Source organism: Dyella terrae, from assembly GCF_022394535.1.
Taxonomy (GTDB): Bacteria; Pseudomonadota; Gammaproteobacteria; order Xanthomonadales; family Rhodanobacteraceae; genus Dyella.
The window spans coordinates 3,683,782-3,697,139 of the sequence record NZ_CP089414.1 but is presented as its reverse complement, the minus strand read 5'-3'; the positions used below and the strand labels follow the sequence as shown (position 1 = coordinate 3,697,139).

The 13,358-nt window shown below is 63.0% G+C and carries 13 protein-coding genes; 12 read left to right on the top strand and 1 reads right to left on the bottom strand.

Going from position 1 to position 13,358, the window contains the following annotated elements; genetic code table 11:
* Positions 1-120 precede the first annotated feature (120 nt).
* The gene (locus DYST_RS16215) at positions 121-966 is read right to left on the bottom strand and encodes a helix-turn-helix domain-containing protein (RefSeq protein ID WP_239946648.1); all 846 of its coding nucleotides are present in this window, start codon (positions 964-966) and stop codon (positions 121-123) included.
* A 746-nt stretch (positions 967-1,712) separates the two neighbouring features.
* On the opposite strand from DYST_RS16215, the gene DYST_RS16210 reads away from it, so the two are divergent.
* The 12 genes from DYST_RS16210 (at position 1,713) to DYST_RS16155 (ending at position 13,316) form a co-directional block, all read left to right on the top strand.
* A complete protein-coding gene (locus DYST_RS16210; protein ID WP_239946646.1) occupies positions 1,713-1,880 on the top strand; it encodes a Flp family type IVb pilin in 168 nt (55 codons plus the stop codon).
* Positions 1,881-1,969: 89 nt separating this feature from the next.
* The gene (locus DYST_RS16205; RefSeq protein WP_239946644.1) at positions 1,970-2,512 is read left to right on the top strand and encodes an A24 family peptidase; all 543 of its coding nucleotides are present in this window, start codon (positions 1,970-1,972) and stop codon (positions 2,510-2,512) included.
* Positions 2,509-3,009 carry a TadE/TadG family type IV pilus assembly protein gene (locus DYST_RS16200; protein ID WP_239946642.1) on the top strand — a complete coding sequence of 167 codons (501 nt, stop codon included), beginning with the start codon at positions 2,509-2,511 and terminating at the stop codon, positions 3,007-3,009. The genes DYST_RS16205 and DYST_RS16200 overlap by 4 nt, the downstream gene beginning before the upstream one ends.
* A gap of 31 nt (positions 3,010-3,040) precedes the next feature.
* Positions 3,041-4,036, top strand: a complete 996-nt coding sequence (gene cpaB, locus DYST_RS16195) for a Flp pilus assembly protein CpaB (protein ID WP_239946640.1) — start codon at positions 3,041-3,043, stop codon at positions 4,034-4,036.
* Positions 4,033-5,343: a type II and III secretion system protein family protein gene (locus DYST_RS16190; RefSeq protein ID WP_239946638.1), complete on the top strand. Its 1,311-nt coding sequence runs from the start codon at positions 4,033-4,035 to the stop codon at positions 5,341-5,343. Before cpaB ends, DYST_RS16190 begins: the two co-directional genes overlap by 4 nt.
* 10 nt (positions 5,344-5,353) lie before the next feature.
* Positions 5,354-6,634, top strand: a complete 1,281-nt coding sequence (locus DYST_RS16185; protein ID WP_239946637.1) for an AAA family ATPase — start codon at positions 5,354-5,356, stop codon at positions 6,632-6,634.
* Entirely contained in the window at positions 6,619-7,983 is a 1,365-nt protein-coding gene (locus DYST_RS16180; RefSeq protein ID WP_239946632.1) for a CpaF family protein, read from the top strand. Before DYST_RS16185 ends, DYST_RS16180 begins: the two co-directional genes overlap by 16 nt.
* On the top strand, positions 7,980-8,909 hold the full coding sequence (locus DYST_RS16175) for a type II secretion system F family protein (RefSeq protein WP_239946631.1): 930 nt from the start codon (positions 7,980-7,982) through the stop codon (positions 8,907-8,909). Before DYST_RS16180 ends, DYST_RS16175 begins: the two co-directional genes overlap by 4 nt.
* 63 nt (positions 8,910-8,972) lie before the next feature.
* A complete protein-coding gene (locus DYST_RS16170) occupies positions 8,973-9,908 on the top strand; it encodes a type II secretion system F family protein (protein WP_239946630.1) in 936 nt (311 codons plus the stop codon).
* A gap of 2 nt (positions 9,909-9,910) precedes the next feature.
* The gene (locus DYST_RS16165; RefSeq protein WP_239946628.1) at positions 9,911-10,753 is read left to right on the top strand and encodes a Flp pilus assembly protein TadD; all 843 of its coding nucleotides are present in this window, start codon (positions 9,911-9,913) and stop codon (positions 10,751-10,753) included.
* Entirely contained in the window at positions 10,750-11,160 is a 411-nt protein-coding gene (locus DYST_RS16160; protein ID WP_239946626.1) for a DUF3613 domain-containing protein, read from the top strand. Before DYST_RS16165 ends, DYST_RS16160 begins: the two co-directional genes overlap by 4 nt.
* A 5-nt stretch (positions 11,161-11,165) precedes the next feature.
* On the top strand, positions 11,166-13,316 hold the full coding sequence (locus tag DYST_RS16155) for a TadG family pilus assembly protein (RefSeq protein WP_239946624.1): 2,151 nt from the start codon (positions 11,166-11,168) through the stop codon (positions 13,314-13,316).
* The last annotated feature ends 42 nt before the right edge of the window (positions 13,317-13,358 follow it).

Here is a 13,358-nt window from a genome sequence, read left to right as displayed (position 1 = left end):
AATCCGGCAATGCCTAGGGCAAATACGGCAGCACCCTGCACAAATCCGGCACGGGGTAGGAATGACGTGAAGAAGTGAGCTGCGGCATCACCCGGGATGGGAGATGCTGGAAACGCTGGGTCAGGCCGCTTCGAATGGCGGCGCGCGCATCAGTGTGTCGCGCGGGCGCTCGCCGAACACGCGGCGATAGTGATCGGCGAAGCGCGAGAGATCCCACAGACCGCAACTGAGTGCGACCGACTTCACCGAGCGCCGGCTGGCATCGGACAACGTGAGGTTCTTGCAGGCCGTACAAAGTCGAAGCATGGACAGGTAACGGTTGGGCGAGACACCCAGCAAGTCGTCGAAGGCATATCGCAACGCGCGCTCACTGACACCGGCCGCGTTGCACAGCTCCGTTATATAGATGTCCCGACGCAGATTGCGCCGCATGAATTCTTCGGCGCGCTGCATCGCCAGGTAGTGCGTGCGACGACCACGCGAACAGGCGGGCCGATCCTCCGGCTTTACCGACAGCGCTGCGACGAGATGCGTTTCGATCAGCCCGTCCACGTCGACGTCCGGCGCGACCGGTTCCCGCGACAGATGCAGCACGCGCTCGCGCAACGCCTCGAATTTCATGCGCAAAGCCCGCGCGCGTTCGTCGTCCGACAATGCAAATAGCGAAATAGCCCGCGTCGGCAAGTCGGGTTGGTGCGGGTTGAGCTCCAGGTACTTGTCCACCAGCCGCTGCTGCGGCACCAACACACCAGTGACGCAACTGCCGCTACTGAGCACGAACTCGCTGATGCCCTCAGGAAGCACCGTGAACGCCATGCCTGAACCCAGCGGCGTACCGTGGCACCAACTTTCCTGCGAGGTCCGATGCAGGTAGCCGAACAGGCACCAGCCCGGCGGCAGTGCAAAACGACCACGAAAGGCGAAGTTCACTTCGCCACTGAAATAGATAGCCTGCTCGGAGGCCAACGAATCGGCGTGCGCCTTCGGGCCTTGCTTGCCGAGCAGTACCAGCTCGAGCTCACAGACCTTCAGGATGCCGCACAGCGTGACGAGATCGGGCGACTCTCAGTCCGATGTCGTTCTCGACTCCCATTGATTGCCCCCCCTGAGGCATCCAATTCCGACGCTCCCTATTAATCGGCTTACCGATTTTCCCTGGTGATAAGGCGCATTAAAGAATTCATGCGCATTACTCCATGCACATATTCGGCAAAAACCGTTTTGGCTGAAATGCCACCCACCTGTTTGTGAATTGCATCACATAATTGATCGTCATGTCTGCCGTTTTTGTGCAAGCAGTCACGCATGCCCGAACAAGACTGTGGCCGTACATCACTTCGCCCAGGACGGCCGGAGCGTACACGCACGGGGGGATTTCTTTGGTAGTCGCGATACGCAATGTGATCATTTGCGTCAGTTTGTTGCCATTAACTGGCGTGAATTAAGTCTTCACATAATTCACGACTCCTCACGAATCTTTCATTTCATCGATCCAAATAATCGATCGCGGGTCGGTGTACCCATTTTTTCATCGATCCAACTGGCCATTCGTATTATTAGACCGATTAAAGGCACGGGCTATGCATCCATGGACCATAGTCCGAACGGACTAGTCACGGACCGCTTAGTGGTGACGCGTTTCAGTCGATAACCCAAGGCGGGTCGTTCAAAACCAGCGCAATCGAGAGCGTAAGGCTCTACGGAGACACACCATGAACACCATGATTCGCAAGTTTCTGACTGAGGAAGATGGCATCACCGCGATCGAATACGGCGTGCTGGCTGCCGTTGTCGCGGCATTTATCGCCACGACCTTCAGTGGACAGCTGACAACCTTGTTCACCGCGATCTTCACGGCGATCACGAAAGCGATTCCCTGATCGGGGGTCCGGGGCAACGTCGCCGGGGGGCGACGCCGTCAATCACAGGGGCCGGCCATGGATGGCCAGACGGCCGCATGGGGAACGTCATGGCTGCAGTACTGCCAACGCTTGCCGTCGTACTCAGCGTGCTGGTCGCGCTGAGTGACCTGTATGCACGCCGTATTCCCAACACCTGGCTCGCCGCTGCGCTTGTGCTGGCGATCGCGGCTGGCCTGCTGCAGTGGATCGTTGGCACGTCGGCGCCCCTCTGGCCTTCGATGCCAGGGCTCGCGGTGGGCCTGATCACCATGCTGCCCTTCTATGCCATTCGCGTCATGGGCGCGGGCGACGTGAAATTCTTCGCGACGCTAGGTTTCCTGTTGGGCACCAATGTCCTCCTTCCGATCTGGATCATCGCCTGCCTGCTGACGGGCGTACATGCCGTGATCGTGCTGGTGTTCCGCATGCCGCGACTGGCTTACGCACCCGGCGTCACACAGGCACGGCAACGGCTGCATGCGTGGCCGCTGTGGCAGCGCGCGATGCACGCTCGCCAGGGCCGCATGGGCTTGCCGCACGGAACCTATCTAGGCATCGCTGCCATCCTTATGGTGCTGCACCCCGAACTGTTGCACTGGGGGCAGCCATGAACGCGCGGCGACAGTTCGCGCGCCCTTCACGCCAGAGGGGCGTCGCGGCGATTGAATTCGCCTTGGTATTCATGCTGGGCATCCTGCCGATGCTACTCATCACGATCAACGGCGTGATGATTTTCGCAGCGCAGCAGTCGCTGACCCTCGCTTCTGCCGAGGGCGCGCGCGCGGCACTCCAGTACGGCACACCGGCACAGCGCCAGGCCAATGCCTGCAATGCGGCGCAGAACGCCATGGCATGGCTGCTGACGTTCTCCGGTGAAACCGCCAGCTGCGCTACGCCACCCACACCTGGCGGCGCCTATACGCCTGTTGCAGTGTCCGCCGCCGCGGCCTGCCCGAGCAACGCCAACGTGCAATGCATCACCGTGGTCACCTCGTTCGACTACAACAATCACCCATTTATTCCCGGCGTCACGGCCCTGTACGGATGGGTTTTGAGTTCCAGCCTCAGCAGCTCGGCCACCGTGCAAATGAACCCCGCAGGCAGCTGACAAATACCGCGAACCGGAGGAGACGCTTCAGATGCACAACGTGTCACGCATCGCCGCCATTTTGCTAGTCGTCCTCGCGACGGTACTGGCGCTGGTTGCCTTTACGCTCGGAAAGCGCCGACAGGAAACGGAAACCGTCCCGCCGCCCGTGGCCGCAGCGCCAGCTGCACCACTCATTCCAACCAAGGTCGCCCATGTCGTGGTGGCCACGCAGATGCTGCCGGGTGGCGAAGTGATCGCGGCATCGTCGCTGCGCGAAGTCACCGTATCCGCTGCGCCAGAGGGCAGCTATGAGCAGCCCGATGTCCTGGTGGGCGAAGTACCGCGGGTGAATATTCCCGAAGGCACGGTCATCACCTCGTCGCTGCTTTCCAATCCCATCGCCATGCAGATCCGTCCTGGCGAGCGCGCGCTGGCGGTGCCGGTAGACGAGATCTCTGGTGTCGGCTACCGCGTGCAACCAGGCGACTACGTCGATGTGGTGCTGACATTGAAGATCGCCGACCCTTCGCCCACGGGCATGGTCATCACCAAAGAGCACTCAGAAAGTCGCCTGCTCGCCTCGCGCCTGCGCGTGCTGGCTTATGGCGTGCGCGACTTGCCTAACGTCGGCGCCGTGGCGACATCAGCACCCGCCAAACCCGAACAGGCCGAGCCACCACCGAAGATGGCCGTGCTGGCGGTGCCGCTGGAAGATATCGATCCACTGGTGCTGGGCGCACAGAGCGGCAAGCTATCGCTCGCGCTGCGCCATCCCGGTGACGACGGCATGCCGAGCAACCTGTTATTTCCAGCCCCAGCCACGGTACTGGCGCCACGTGGCGATCTCACTGGTGAGCAGCGCGGCTGGCTGGCCTCGCCAGAGAATCGCGCTTATGCAGGTGTGGACGAACCGAGCCTGATCGGCCGCTCGAAGGTGACCGCACCGCGGCCGACGTCGCGCGCATCGGCGCCTGCTGGACTGGAGATCATCCGCGGCTCCGGCGCAGCACCCGCTCCACACACGTCGCTGGCGGTGAACCCATGAGTCAGCGTCACTGGATCACCCTGCTGTGCGCCGCTCTGCCGTTGACCGCAGGCCAAGCAGCCAGCGTGAGCGACGCAGCCATCGCGCTGCAGGTGCACGAACAACGGCCGTGGCATCTGCCCGGCGATATCGAGCGCGTGGCGATCGCTGATCCCTCGGTGACCGACATCGTCATGCTCAAAGGCCAGCGCGATGCCTTGCTGGTCGGTAAGAAAGCCGGCGAAACCACTCTGTTGCTATGGCGGCGCGGCGATGCCACGCCACAGCGCCTGTCCGTGCAGGTGCGCAGTGCCGGGCAAGCTGCGTTGCAGAATGACAGCGGGCTGCAGATTGCCGTGCAGGACAACGAGGCCGTACTGCACGGCCAGGCTGACAGCATGCTTGAGCACGAGCGGGGCGTGGCCGCTGCTACGAACGCCGTTGGCGAGAAGGGCTCCGTGATCGATGCGTCCAGCGTCTCCAGCGGTGGCGTGGTACAGGTGGAAGTGAAGGTGGTCGAGTTCGACAAGACCGTGATGAGCCAGATCGGCATCAACTTCAATGCTACCAATAACGGCTTCAGCTACGGCTTCACCTCACCGCTGACCTCGGCCACCTCAACCAACACAACCAGTGGCGCGATCTCCTCAGCTTTCAACCTGGTCATGGGCCACAAGAGCGCCAACGGCCTGCATGCGTGGAATGCCAACCTCGACCTGCTGCAAAGCGACGGTATGGCGCGTGTGCTGGCCGAACCCACGCTGGTGGCCTTGTCGGGTCAGAGCGCAAGTTTTCTTTCCGGCGGCGAGCTGCCCATTCCCGAGCCGCAGGGCCTGGGCACCGTCACCATTGTGTACAAGCCGTTCGGCATCGGCCTCACGGTCACACCCACGGTACTTGGGCCCGATCGCATTGCGCTCAAGGTGGCGCCGGAGGCCAGCGACCTGGACTACACCAACGCCGTAGTGCTCAACGGCGTCTCCGTGCCAGCCATCAGCACACGTCGGGCCGACACTACCGTGGAACTGGGCGACGGCGAAACCTTCGTCATCGGCGGTCTGGTAAGCCAGAGCATCACCAGCCAAGTCGACAAAATTCCCTTGCTGGGCGATATCCCTATTCTCGGATCGTTCTTTCGCGATCTGAAGTACAGCCGACAGGACAAGGAACTGGTGTTGGTCGTGACGCCGCATCTGGTGCGTCCAATCGCCAGGGATACCAAGATTCCGCTGCCCGGTGAGCGTGAAGAAAAAAACAACCTGCCGGTGTGGGGCTCATGGCTGCTCAACCCCGCAGGTTCCGATCAACTGCCTGGCTTCTCGCGTTGAGGATATGGCGATGCAGGCGAATCCCACTGTAGTGACCCTCGCGAAGCCGACACTGGAACCCACGCTGCTGCTGTACTCGCCCGACGAGAACAACGCGCAGCGCTTCTCTGCCCGCCTACGCAACCTGGTGACGTTGTCGTGGTGCGACAGCAACCAGTTCTCGGCCAGTCGCCGCGTACTGGACCAACATCAGCCTCGTCTTGTGCTGCTCGATTTCTCCAAGGGCTATACGGATGCATCCGCAGAGATCGCGCGCCAGCTGATGGCACTCGACCCCGGTCTGACCCTGCTGGGTATCGGCGCGGCTGCGTCCGATCGCGGCGCGGGCGTGCTGGGTGCGATGCGCGCGGGTCTGAAGGAATTCATCGACATCGACGCAGGCGACGAGGAAATCCTCGAGCAATTGAAGACCGCGCTGGAACAGCTGAAAACGGCTGCTTCGGGCCAGCCAGCCCGCGCAGTGAAGCGCGGACAGCTCGTGCTGGTGTGTGGCGTTCGCCCCGGCTTGGGTAGCAGCACCTTGGCGGCGCATCTAGGCGCACTGGCCGCTTCCGCCAAACCGCAGACGGATGCGCCGGACAGCGCCAACAACGTAATGCTGCTGGACCTCGGTCATTCCAGCGGCGACGTCGGCCTTTACCTGGGCACCGGCGGCGACTTCCATCTTGACGACGCCCTGCGCAACGCCAATCGGGTCGACGCCACGCTGGTCCGTACCGCGGTGCCGCGCCATGCCAGTGGCACCGCCGTGCTTGGGCAGCCGCGCGAGCGGAACATCAGCCTCGCCGGCGCTGAAGTCGCTCCCTTGCTGGAGCGTCTGCTCTCCATGTTCGACCTAGTGTTGTGCGATCTCGACAGTCGAGCACTGGACGACGTCGCTCACTCACTACTCAAGCTGGCCGATGAAATCTGGTTGGTGACCGACCAGTCGATTGGCTCAATGGTGGCGCTGGATGCGTGCCTGCGCCAACTGGAACGTGCGCAAGCACGCGACCTGCGCGTGTCACTGGTGGTGAACCGCTACGACGAAGCCTGCGGCATTACCGGCGCCCGCATGTCGGAACGCTTCAGTCTGCCATTGCTCGCCACCCTGCCGGAACGTTCGCGCCCGCTGCGCGCGGCGGCCAATCGCGGGTCCCTGTTGCACGAAACCTCGCCGAACGATGCCTATGTACGCGCGCTCTCGCCCTTGCTCTCCCGCTTCCGTCTGCGCGTGAAGCGCGAGGCCGACAAGGGGTCCCTGAAAGCGTTGCTCAACCGACTGGGGGGTAACCTATGGAAACGCCGCTGAACTCGTCCAGTGCGTTGCTGGCCGCTGCGCTGCGCAGGGCGGACGTGTCGGCCCGACTGCACGGGGCGGACTTGCCGTTCGAGCAAACTCAGCAATTCCAGGACGTGCTGTCCGCCGCGCACGAGTTCCTGCTCAATCGCATCGAAGACCAGCGCATCGACATTGCGTCATGGTCACGCAGCACCGTTACGAAGTACGTGGAGACGGAAACCGCGAGCTTCGTGCAGGAGTGGCGCATCCCGGTCAACGAATCGGAGATGCAGCAGGTATCCGGTGCACTAGTTAAGGAACTGACCGGTTTCGGTCCCCTCGACGACCTGCTGCTGGATGCAGACGTCGAGGACATCCTGATCAACGGACACGATGACGTGTACGTGTCACGTGGCGGCATACTCCGGCGCGAAAACATCCGTTTCAGCGACAACCACCATCTGCTGCGCATCGTGCGTCGCATCCTGGCACCGCTCGGACGTCGCCTGGACGACTCCAATCCCATGGTGGACGCCCGCCTGCCCAATGGCGGCCGCCTCAACGCCATCATCGAGCCGCTGTCGGTCACCGGGCCCTGCGTCTCCATCCGCAAATTCCGCAAGGACCCATTCACCCCCGACGAGTTGCAGGAGAAAGGCACCTTCGATCGCGCGATCCGCACGCTACTGGAAGCGATGGTGCTCGGTCGCTGCAACATCATCGTGTCCGGCGGTACCAGCTCGGGCAAGACCTCGCTGCTCAACGCACTGGCGAGCTTTATTCCGTCCCAAGAGCGTGTGATCACCATTGAGGACACTGCCGAGCTTTCGCTTAATCATCCGCACGTGGTGCGCCTAGAGAGCCGCCTGGGCAGCTTCGACGGCGAGGGTGCAGTGAGCATTCGCGACCTGGTGCGAAACAGCCTGCGCATGCGCCCCGACCGCATCGTAGTGGGCGAGGTACGCGGTACCGAAGTACTGGAAATGCTGCAGGCCATGAACACCGGCCACGACGGTTCCATGTCTACCATCCACGCCAACTCGCCGCGTGATGCGCTGTATCGCCTCGAGATGCTCGCTGGTTTCGCCGGCTTCCAGGGAAGTGAGAACAGCCTGCGTCGCCAGATCGCGAGCGCGGTGGATTTCATCGTGCAGATCGCCCGACTCAGCAACGGCCGTCGCGTGATTTCTTCGATCACCGAAGTCACCGGCGTTGGTGACAACATCCTCACCACGCAGGACATGTACCGGCATGACCCGTTCGTCGACCGCGACGGTAAGGATGTCGACCGCTGGATGAGCCTGGGCCTGCAACCGCATACCACCAAGTTGGAGCCATTCCGGCAGATGCTGCGCGAAAGCAGCGGGCCTTTCGCATGATCCAGTCGCTTGCCCTTGCCGCCATCACGCTCTTGCTGCTCGCTGGCGCGATCGAGCTGTGGTGGGGTAGCGCGCTACGGCTGCAACAGCGCAAGAGTCTGGAGAGCATCGAGCAGCGCTTGGTGACACACCAACCCGCCGAGCGGCGAATGCAGCCGCCGCCCCTACCCGGTCAGCGCAAGCGGGCGCTACTTCAGAGCGCGGATGGCTTGCTGATGCGCGCCGATCTTCCGCCCAACCGCGCAATTTATGCCGTCATCGCGTGTTTCGGGCTCGTGCTTGCGCTACTCGCATGGTGGCGTATCAGCAGCGTGCTCGCCATGCCGCTGGTACTTGGCTTGTATAGCGCGCTGGTATGGCTTTGGCTACGCCGACGCATCGAGAAGCAACAACAGAAGCTGCTTGCCCAGTTGCCGGATTTTCTCGACGGCATGATCCGCATGACCAGCGTGGGCAACAGCCTGCCAATGGCATTCCAGACCACAACCAAGTCGGTGGCGATGCCCTTGCGAAGCCTGCTGGATCGCACCTTGTCATCCATGCACGCGGGTGCGGATCTCGACCAGGCGCTAGCGCTGGCGACCCGGCCCTACCATCTGGAAGAGCTTTCCCTGCTCCACGCCGTGCTTGGCATTGGCATGCGCGTGGGTGGCCGCTCGGATCACATCCTGCAGCGCATGGGCGATTTCATGCGCGATCACGCGCATGCGCGCGCCGAGTTGAAGGCCATCACATCGGAAACGCGCATGTCTGCCTGGGTGCTGGCGCTGCTGCCGGTAGCGGTGGCGACTTTCATGACGCTGGTCGATCCGGTTTTCTTCAAGCCCATGTTCTATGAACCACTGGGGCACAAGTTCCTGCTCGTGGCGCTCGTGTTGGAGCTGACCGGCGGTCTGTTGCTCTATCGCCTTGCCAAATCGCTGTAGTCGCGCGCGTCGCGCCAGCACGGGATTGCTTACAGGGGGTGTGCCGTGGAGACGGGTTGGATCATGGTGGTTGCGGTCGTGGCGCTGGTCGCCGGCCTCGCCTTGCTCGCCAACGAAGCGGTGCGGCACGTGCGGCAACGGCGCGTGGAGAGCCGCGTGATCGATCGCGCGCTGCAACTTCCTTCCACCAGCGGCACCACCGATGCCGAAACGGAGCATGAGGAACATGGTTGGCAGGTCGTCGTGCGTTGGCTCGACTTGCTGGGCAAGCGCTTTGAACGCAGCCGGCTGGGGCAGGCGCTGATTACGCCGGAAGACCGCATGCTACTCGGGCAGATCAACCGCAACACGGGCGAGGGACGCGCCGTGTTTCTGGGCCTGCGGCTTGCGCTGGCCATGGCGGTGCCTTTGCCGGTGCTGCTGTGGCAAGCGCCGAGCGGATTCCGTGCATTCGTAGTATTCATCGGTGCGGCCGCTTTCGGCCTGATCGCGCCCAAGTTTGCGCTGAGCGCCTGGGCCCAGCGTCTGCGCAAGCGCGCCGACAGCGAACTACCGCTCCTGATTGATCTGCTACGTCTCCTACAAGGCGTGGGCTTCAGCGTGGACCAGAGCCTGCAGATGGTCGCCGATCGCTTCCAGGAAGCCATGCCATTGCTGAGCCGCGAAGTAGGCGACGCCAACGCACTGTATCTGCGCGGACGCTCACGCATGCAATCACTGCATCGCTTGTGCGAGTTCGACAACGACGGCCTGAAGACCCTCGTGCAGATTCTGGTGCAGGTGCACGAACACGGCGGCGCCGTGCAGGAGCCGCTGCGTCAGTTCGGTGACCGCTTGCGCGAGCAGCGCAAGCTGCGCATGAAGGAGCAGAGCGGCAAGCTCTCCGTGAAGATGACCGTGGTGATGATGCTCACCCTGATACCGGCGCTGATGGTCGTGCTTGCAGGGCCGGCGGTTATCTCGCTCATCGCCAGCATGACCAAGCTGCAAGGACACTGACCATGATCCATCGCCCCTCCGTCTATCGCTGGCTGTTCGCCGCGTCGGCCTGCGTGTTGCTCGCCGCCTGCGGCAAGACGCTTGGCGGCTATCCCAATCACACACCAACGGCATCGCTGGTGGCGCCGAGCACCAGCGCACGCGATGACAAGACGGTGTACATGGACCTTATCCGTCAGATGCAGCAACAGGGCGCGTATTACGCCTCGCTCGCGCACATCGATGCCTATCGGCAGCGTTACGGCGATGCGCCCGAGCTGCGTCGCCGTCAGGCCGATGCGTTGCGGGCAACGGGACAGCTCGACGCAGCGCGCACCATCTACCGCGGCCTGCTCAGCGGCGACCAGGCCGCGGCGGCGTGGCATGGGCTGGGTCTGGTCGATGCGCAATCAAATAACCCAGTAGGCGCTGACGAAGCGCTGCTCAAGGCCACCGAACTGGAACCAGTGAATGCGGCCTACCTCAGCGATCTCGGCTACGCACGCCTGTGCGCCGGGCAAGTGACGACAGCGAAAGATCCACTGGCGATGGCAGCCGAGCTCGATCCAACCAATGCCAAGGTGATCGCCAATCTCGCCCTGTGGGCGATGCTGACCGGCGACACCACGCGCGCGGACGCGATCATGCAGCGCGGCCAGTTACCGGCCAACAGCCAGGATGACGTGCGGCGACTAGCGGTGCAGCTCGCCTCACGCCAGCGACAGGCCGCCGTGCCGCCTGCTCGCGCCGCGATGCCAATTGCCGCGACCACGGATATACGCAGCACATCCACCAAGGCGGACGTGCCCGCCAGCATGCTGCAACGTTTCACCACCGACGCCACCGCTTACGAGGCACGGCCATGATGCCATCGACGATTTGCGTGCACGCACGATGGATTGCCATCGCGCTGATCGCCTCTACGACATGCCTTGGTGTGAGCGCGCAACAGGCGCCGATCACCGGACAGATGCTTGGGCCCACCGACTCACCCGCAGCCGCGAATGCGCCCGCCACTTCACCGACGCCTGCGCCCGTCCAACCGACGCCGGTTGCCGATGCAACGCCCCAGATCGGTGACGTGACGAGGCAGTTACTCAGCATGCAGGCGCAGGGCACGCACGCAGGCAAGCTGCTGCCCATACCGGGCCAGCAAGCCTCGGCGAGCTATCAGCGCTACCTCAAGAGCTTCGAACACCCGATCCCCGAGTTCTATGAGGCCGCAGTGTCCAAGAACAGCACCGGCGGATCAGGCTCCTCAAACATGCCGTGACCGCCATGCCATACGCCTTCCACGAACGGAAATCACGGTGTTGGGTACGCGACCACTCGGGCCGCGTGCAGCGCGGCGCCACGGCAGTCACCATGTTGCTGATGCTGCTGTTCCTCCTGAGCATGCTTGGCATGGTTGAGGTGGGCTATCTCTACTGGGCCAGACGTGACACACAGAGGGTGGCGGACCTGGCTGCGCTCGCGGGCGCGCAACAGCTTACTGCCTGCGCATCGAACAACATGGGCAACACCGCGGCGAGCGGTAACGCGCTGGTCGAGAACAAGTTCACCAGCAGCGGCACGCTAACGATCCAGTGCGGCACATGGGATCCGGTCGCCAATGCCAGCATCAGCGACCATTTCAGCACGACGGTATCGGGCTCCACGCCCAATGCGGTGAAAGTGGTGGCACAACGCCCGGTGCTGCCCATCTGGGGTTTTGCCGGCAACCTACCCAACGTCAGTGCCGAAGCAGTGGCATCCAGCCAGGAGCCCACCGCGGTATTCAGTATTGGCAGCACGCTGGCGACGGTGAGCGGGCAATCGCCACTGGGCCAGGCGTTGAGTGCTGTCGGGCTCACTATTCCCGAGGCGTCGCTGGTGGGCTACCAGGGGCTCGCCAATGCCACGATTACGCCGTCCGGCTTGCTCAATCAGCTTGGTGTGCAGATACCGGCCAATATCAGTGTCGGTGGGCTTAATCAGCTTCTCGCATCGTCGGTGCAGGCCCATGCCCTGATCGACGTGCTCAATGCCGTGGTCAATGCCGCAGGCCAACAACAACTGCTGAGCGCCAACGCGACGCTGGTCAACGCGGTTACTGCGGCTATTGGCAGTGCACCCGGACAGGTGACGCTGGGCTCCAACGGGCCGACATCGGGCTTGTTTGCGCAGATCACAGCGCCGGATTCGGCCGGTTTGCAATCCGCGCTCAATGCTCAAGTCAGCGCACTGCAACTGATCAGCACGGCGGTCGCCGTGGCGACGGGGCAGCACGCGTTGAGTGGCAACCTATCCACGCCGGCCGGCGCGATACCCGGGCTCAGCATCAGCACCGCGTTTGCGGTGATCGAGCCACCACAGATCGGCATTGGCGGTGTCGGTGCCACGGCGTCGACCGCGCAGGTGCGTGCCTTCGTCAACGTGCAGTTCAACTCCGCCAGTATCCCGCTGGTCGGGGCGCTGCTAAGTCCGCTGGTATCGATCAGCCTCAACCTGCCCATCGCTATCGACCTGGTCAACGCGCAGGCGACGGTCGCCAGCCTTTGCACATCAACGAACGGCAGCCCGCAGACGGCCACGTTCAACGTCACCTCGTCGATCCTGCAGATGTGTGTGGGCGGCATCACCCAGGCCAGCGCTTTCAGTACGGCGGGTAGTTGCGCGCAGATTCCCATCACCAACACCAATCCCTTGCTGACAGTGAAGGCTGCCGGCGCGGTGCTCGCCCAGGTGGGCAACCCATTCACGCTGACCGGCCTGTCGGCTAACGGCACCGGCACACTCACTGCCGGTACGTCCGCCAACATTCCTTCCAATGGCACGACGCTGAACATCGGCACGGCCGTCAGCAACCTGTTCACGGCGCTGACGACTGCACTGATCACCCAGTCGACGACGCCGTCCAGCTCGTCGGGGATCTCCCTGCCTTTAGCAACGGATCTGTGGAACAACAACGTCGCATCCCATACGGGACTCACCCCCAACCTCAACCAGCTTTCGGCGGCGCTGAACCAGCTTTCGAGCAGTACGACGGGCTTGCAGGGTTTCCTGCAGAACACCACCAGCAGCGTTGGCAACATCCTCGGCAGCACGCTGACCCTCAACATACCGGGCCTGCTCACCGGTACGGGTAACCTGCTGGGCGGCGTAGTCAACCTGCTGGGCGGTGTCCTCACCCAGACAGTTTGTGCGCTGGGCAACCAGCCGTCCTGCATCGCAGCCATCCAGACCGCCATGAATGGTGGATCGACCTCGCTCCCCAACAGCCTGGTGGCGGTGCTTGGCTTCGTTGTGCAGGCCCTGCAAGGGCCACTGAACAGCCTGGGCTCCCAGGTCCTCACCCCACTGCTGACCAGCGCGCTGGGTATCAACCTGGGCGTCAGCACGGTGTCTCTGCAGTCATTGCAGTGTCACGGTGTGCAGTTGGTCTACTAGTTGGCGCCCGTTGTAAGCCGCCGCCCCTTGACCGCCCCGGGC

Excerpts from the sequence above, each read along its gene's own strand:
- DYST_RS16170 (WP_239946630.1), top strand. The coding sequence starts at position 8,973 with ATGGTGGTTGCGGTCGTGGCGCTGGTCGCCGGCCTCGCCTTGCTCGCC.
- DYST_RS16155 (WP_239946624.1), top strand. The coding sequence starts at position 11,166 with ATGCCATACGCCTTCCACGAACGGAAATCACGGTGTTGGGTACGCGAC.
- DYST_RS16160 (WP_239946626.1), top strand. The coding sequence starts at position 10,750 with ATGATGCCATCGACGATTTGCGTGCACGCACGATGGATTGCCATCGCG.
- DYST_RS16175 (WP_239946631.1), top strand. The coding sequence starts at position 7,980 with ATGATCCAGTCGCTTGCCCTTGCCGCCATCACGCTCTTGCTGCTCGCT.
- DYST_RS16190 (WP_239946638.1), top strand. The coding sequence starts at position 4,033 with ATGAGTCAGCGTCACTGGATCACCCTGCTGTGCGCCGCTCTGCCGTTG.
- DYST_RS16185 (WP_239946637.1), top strand. The coding sequence starts at position 5,354 with ATGCAGGCGAATCCCACTGTAGTGACCCTCGCGAAGCCGACACTGGAA.
- DYST_RS16210 (WP_239946646.1), top strand. The coding sequence starts at position 1,713 with ATGAACACCATGATTCGCAAGTTTCTGACTGAGGAAGATGGCATCACC.
- DYST_RS16205 (WP_239946644.1), top strand. The coding sequence starts at position 1,970 with ATGGCTGCAGTACTGCCAACGCTTGCCGTCGTACTCAGCGTGCTGGTC.
- DYST_RS16180 (WP_239946632.1), top strand. The coding sequence starts at position 6,619 with ATGGAAACGCCGCTGAACTCGTCCAGTGCGTTGCTGGCCGCTGCGCTG.
- cpaB (WP_239946640.1), top strand. The coding sequence starts at position 3,041 with ATGCACAACGTGTCACGCATCGCCGCCATTTTGCTAGTCGTCCTCGCG.
- DYST_RS16200 (WP_239946642.1), top strand. The coding sequence starts at position 2,509 with ATGAACGCGCGGCGACAGTTCGCGCGCCCTTCACGCCAGAGGGGCGTC.
- DYST_RS16165 (WP_239946628.1), top strand. The coding sequence starts at position 9,911 with ATGATCCATCGCCCCTCCGTCTATCGCTGGCTGTTCGCCGCGTCGGCC.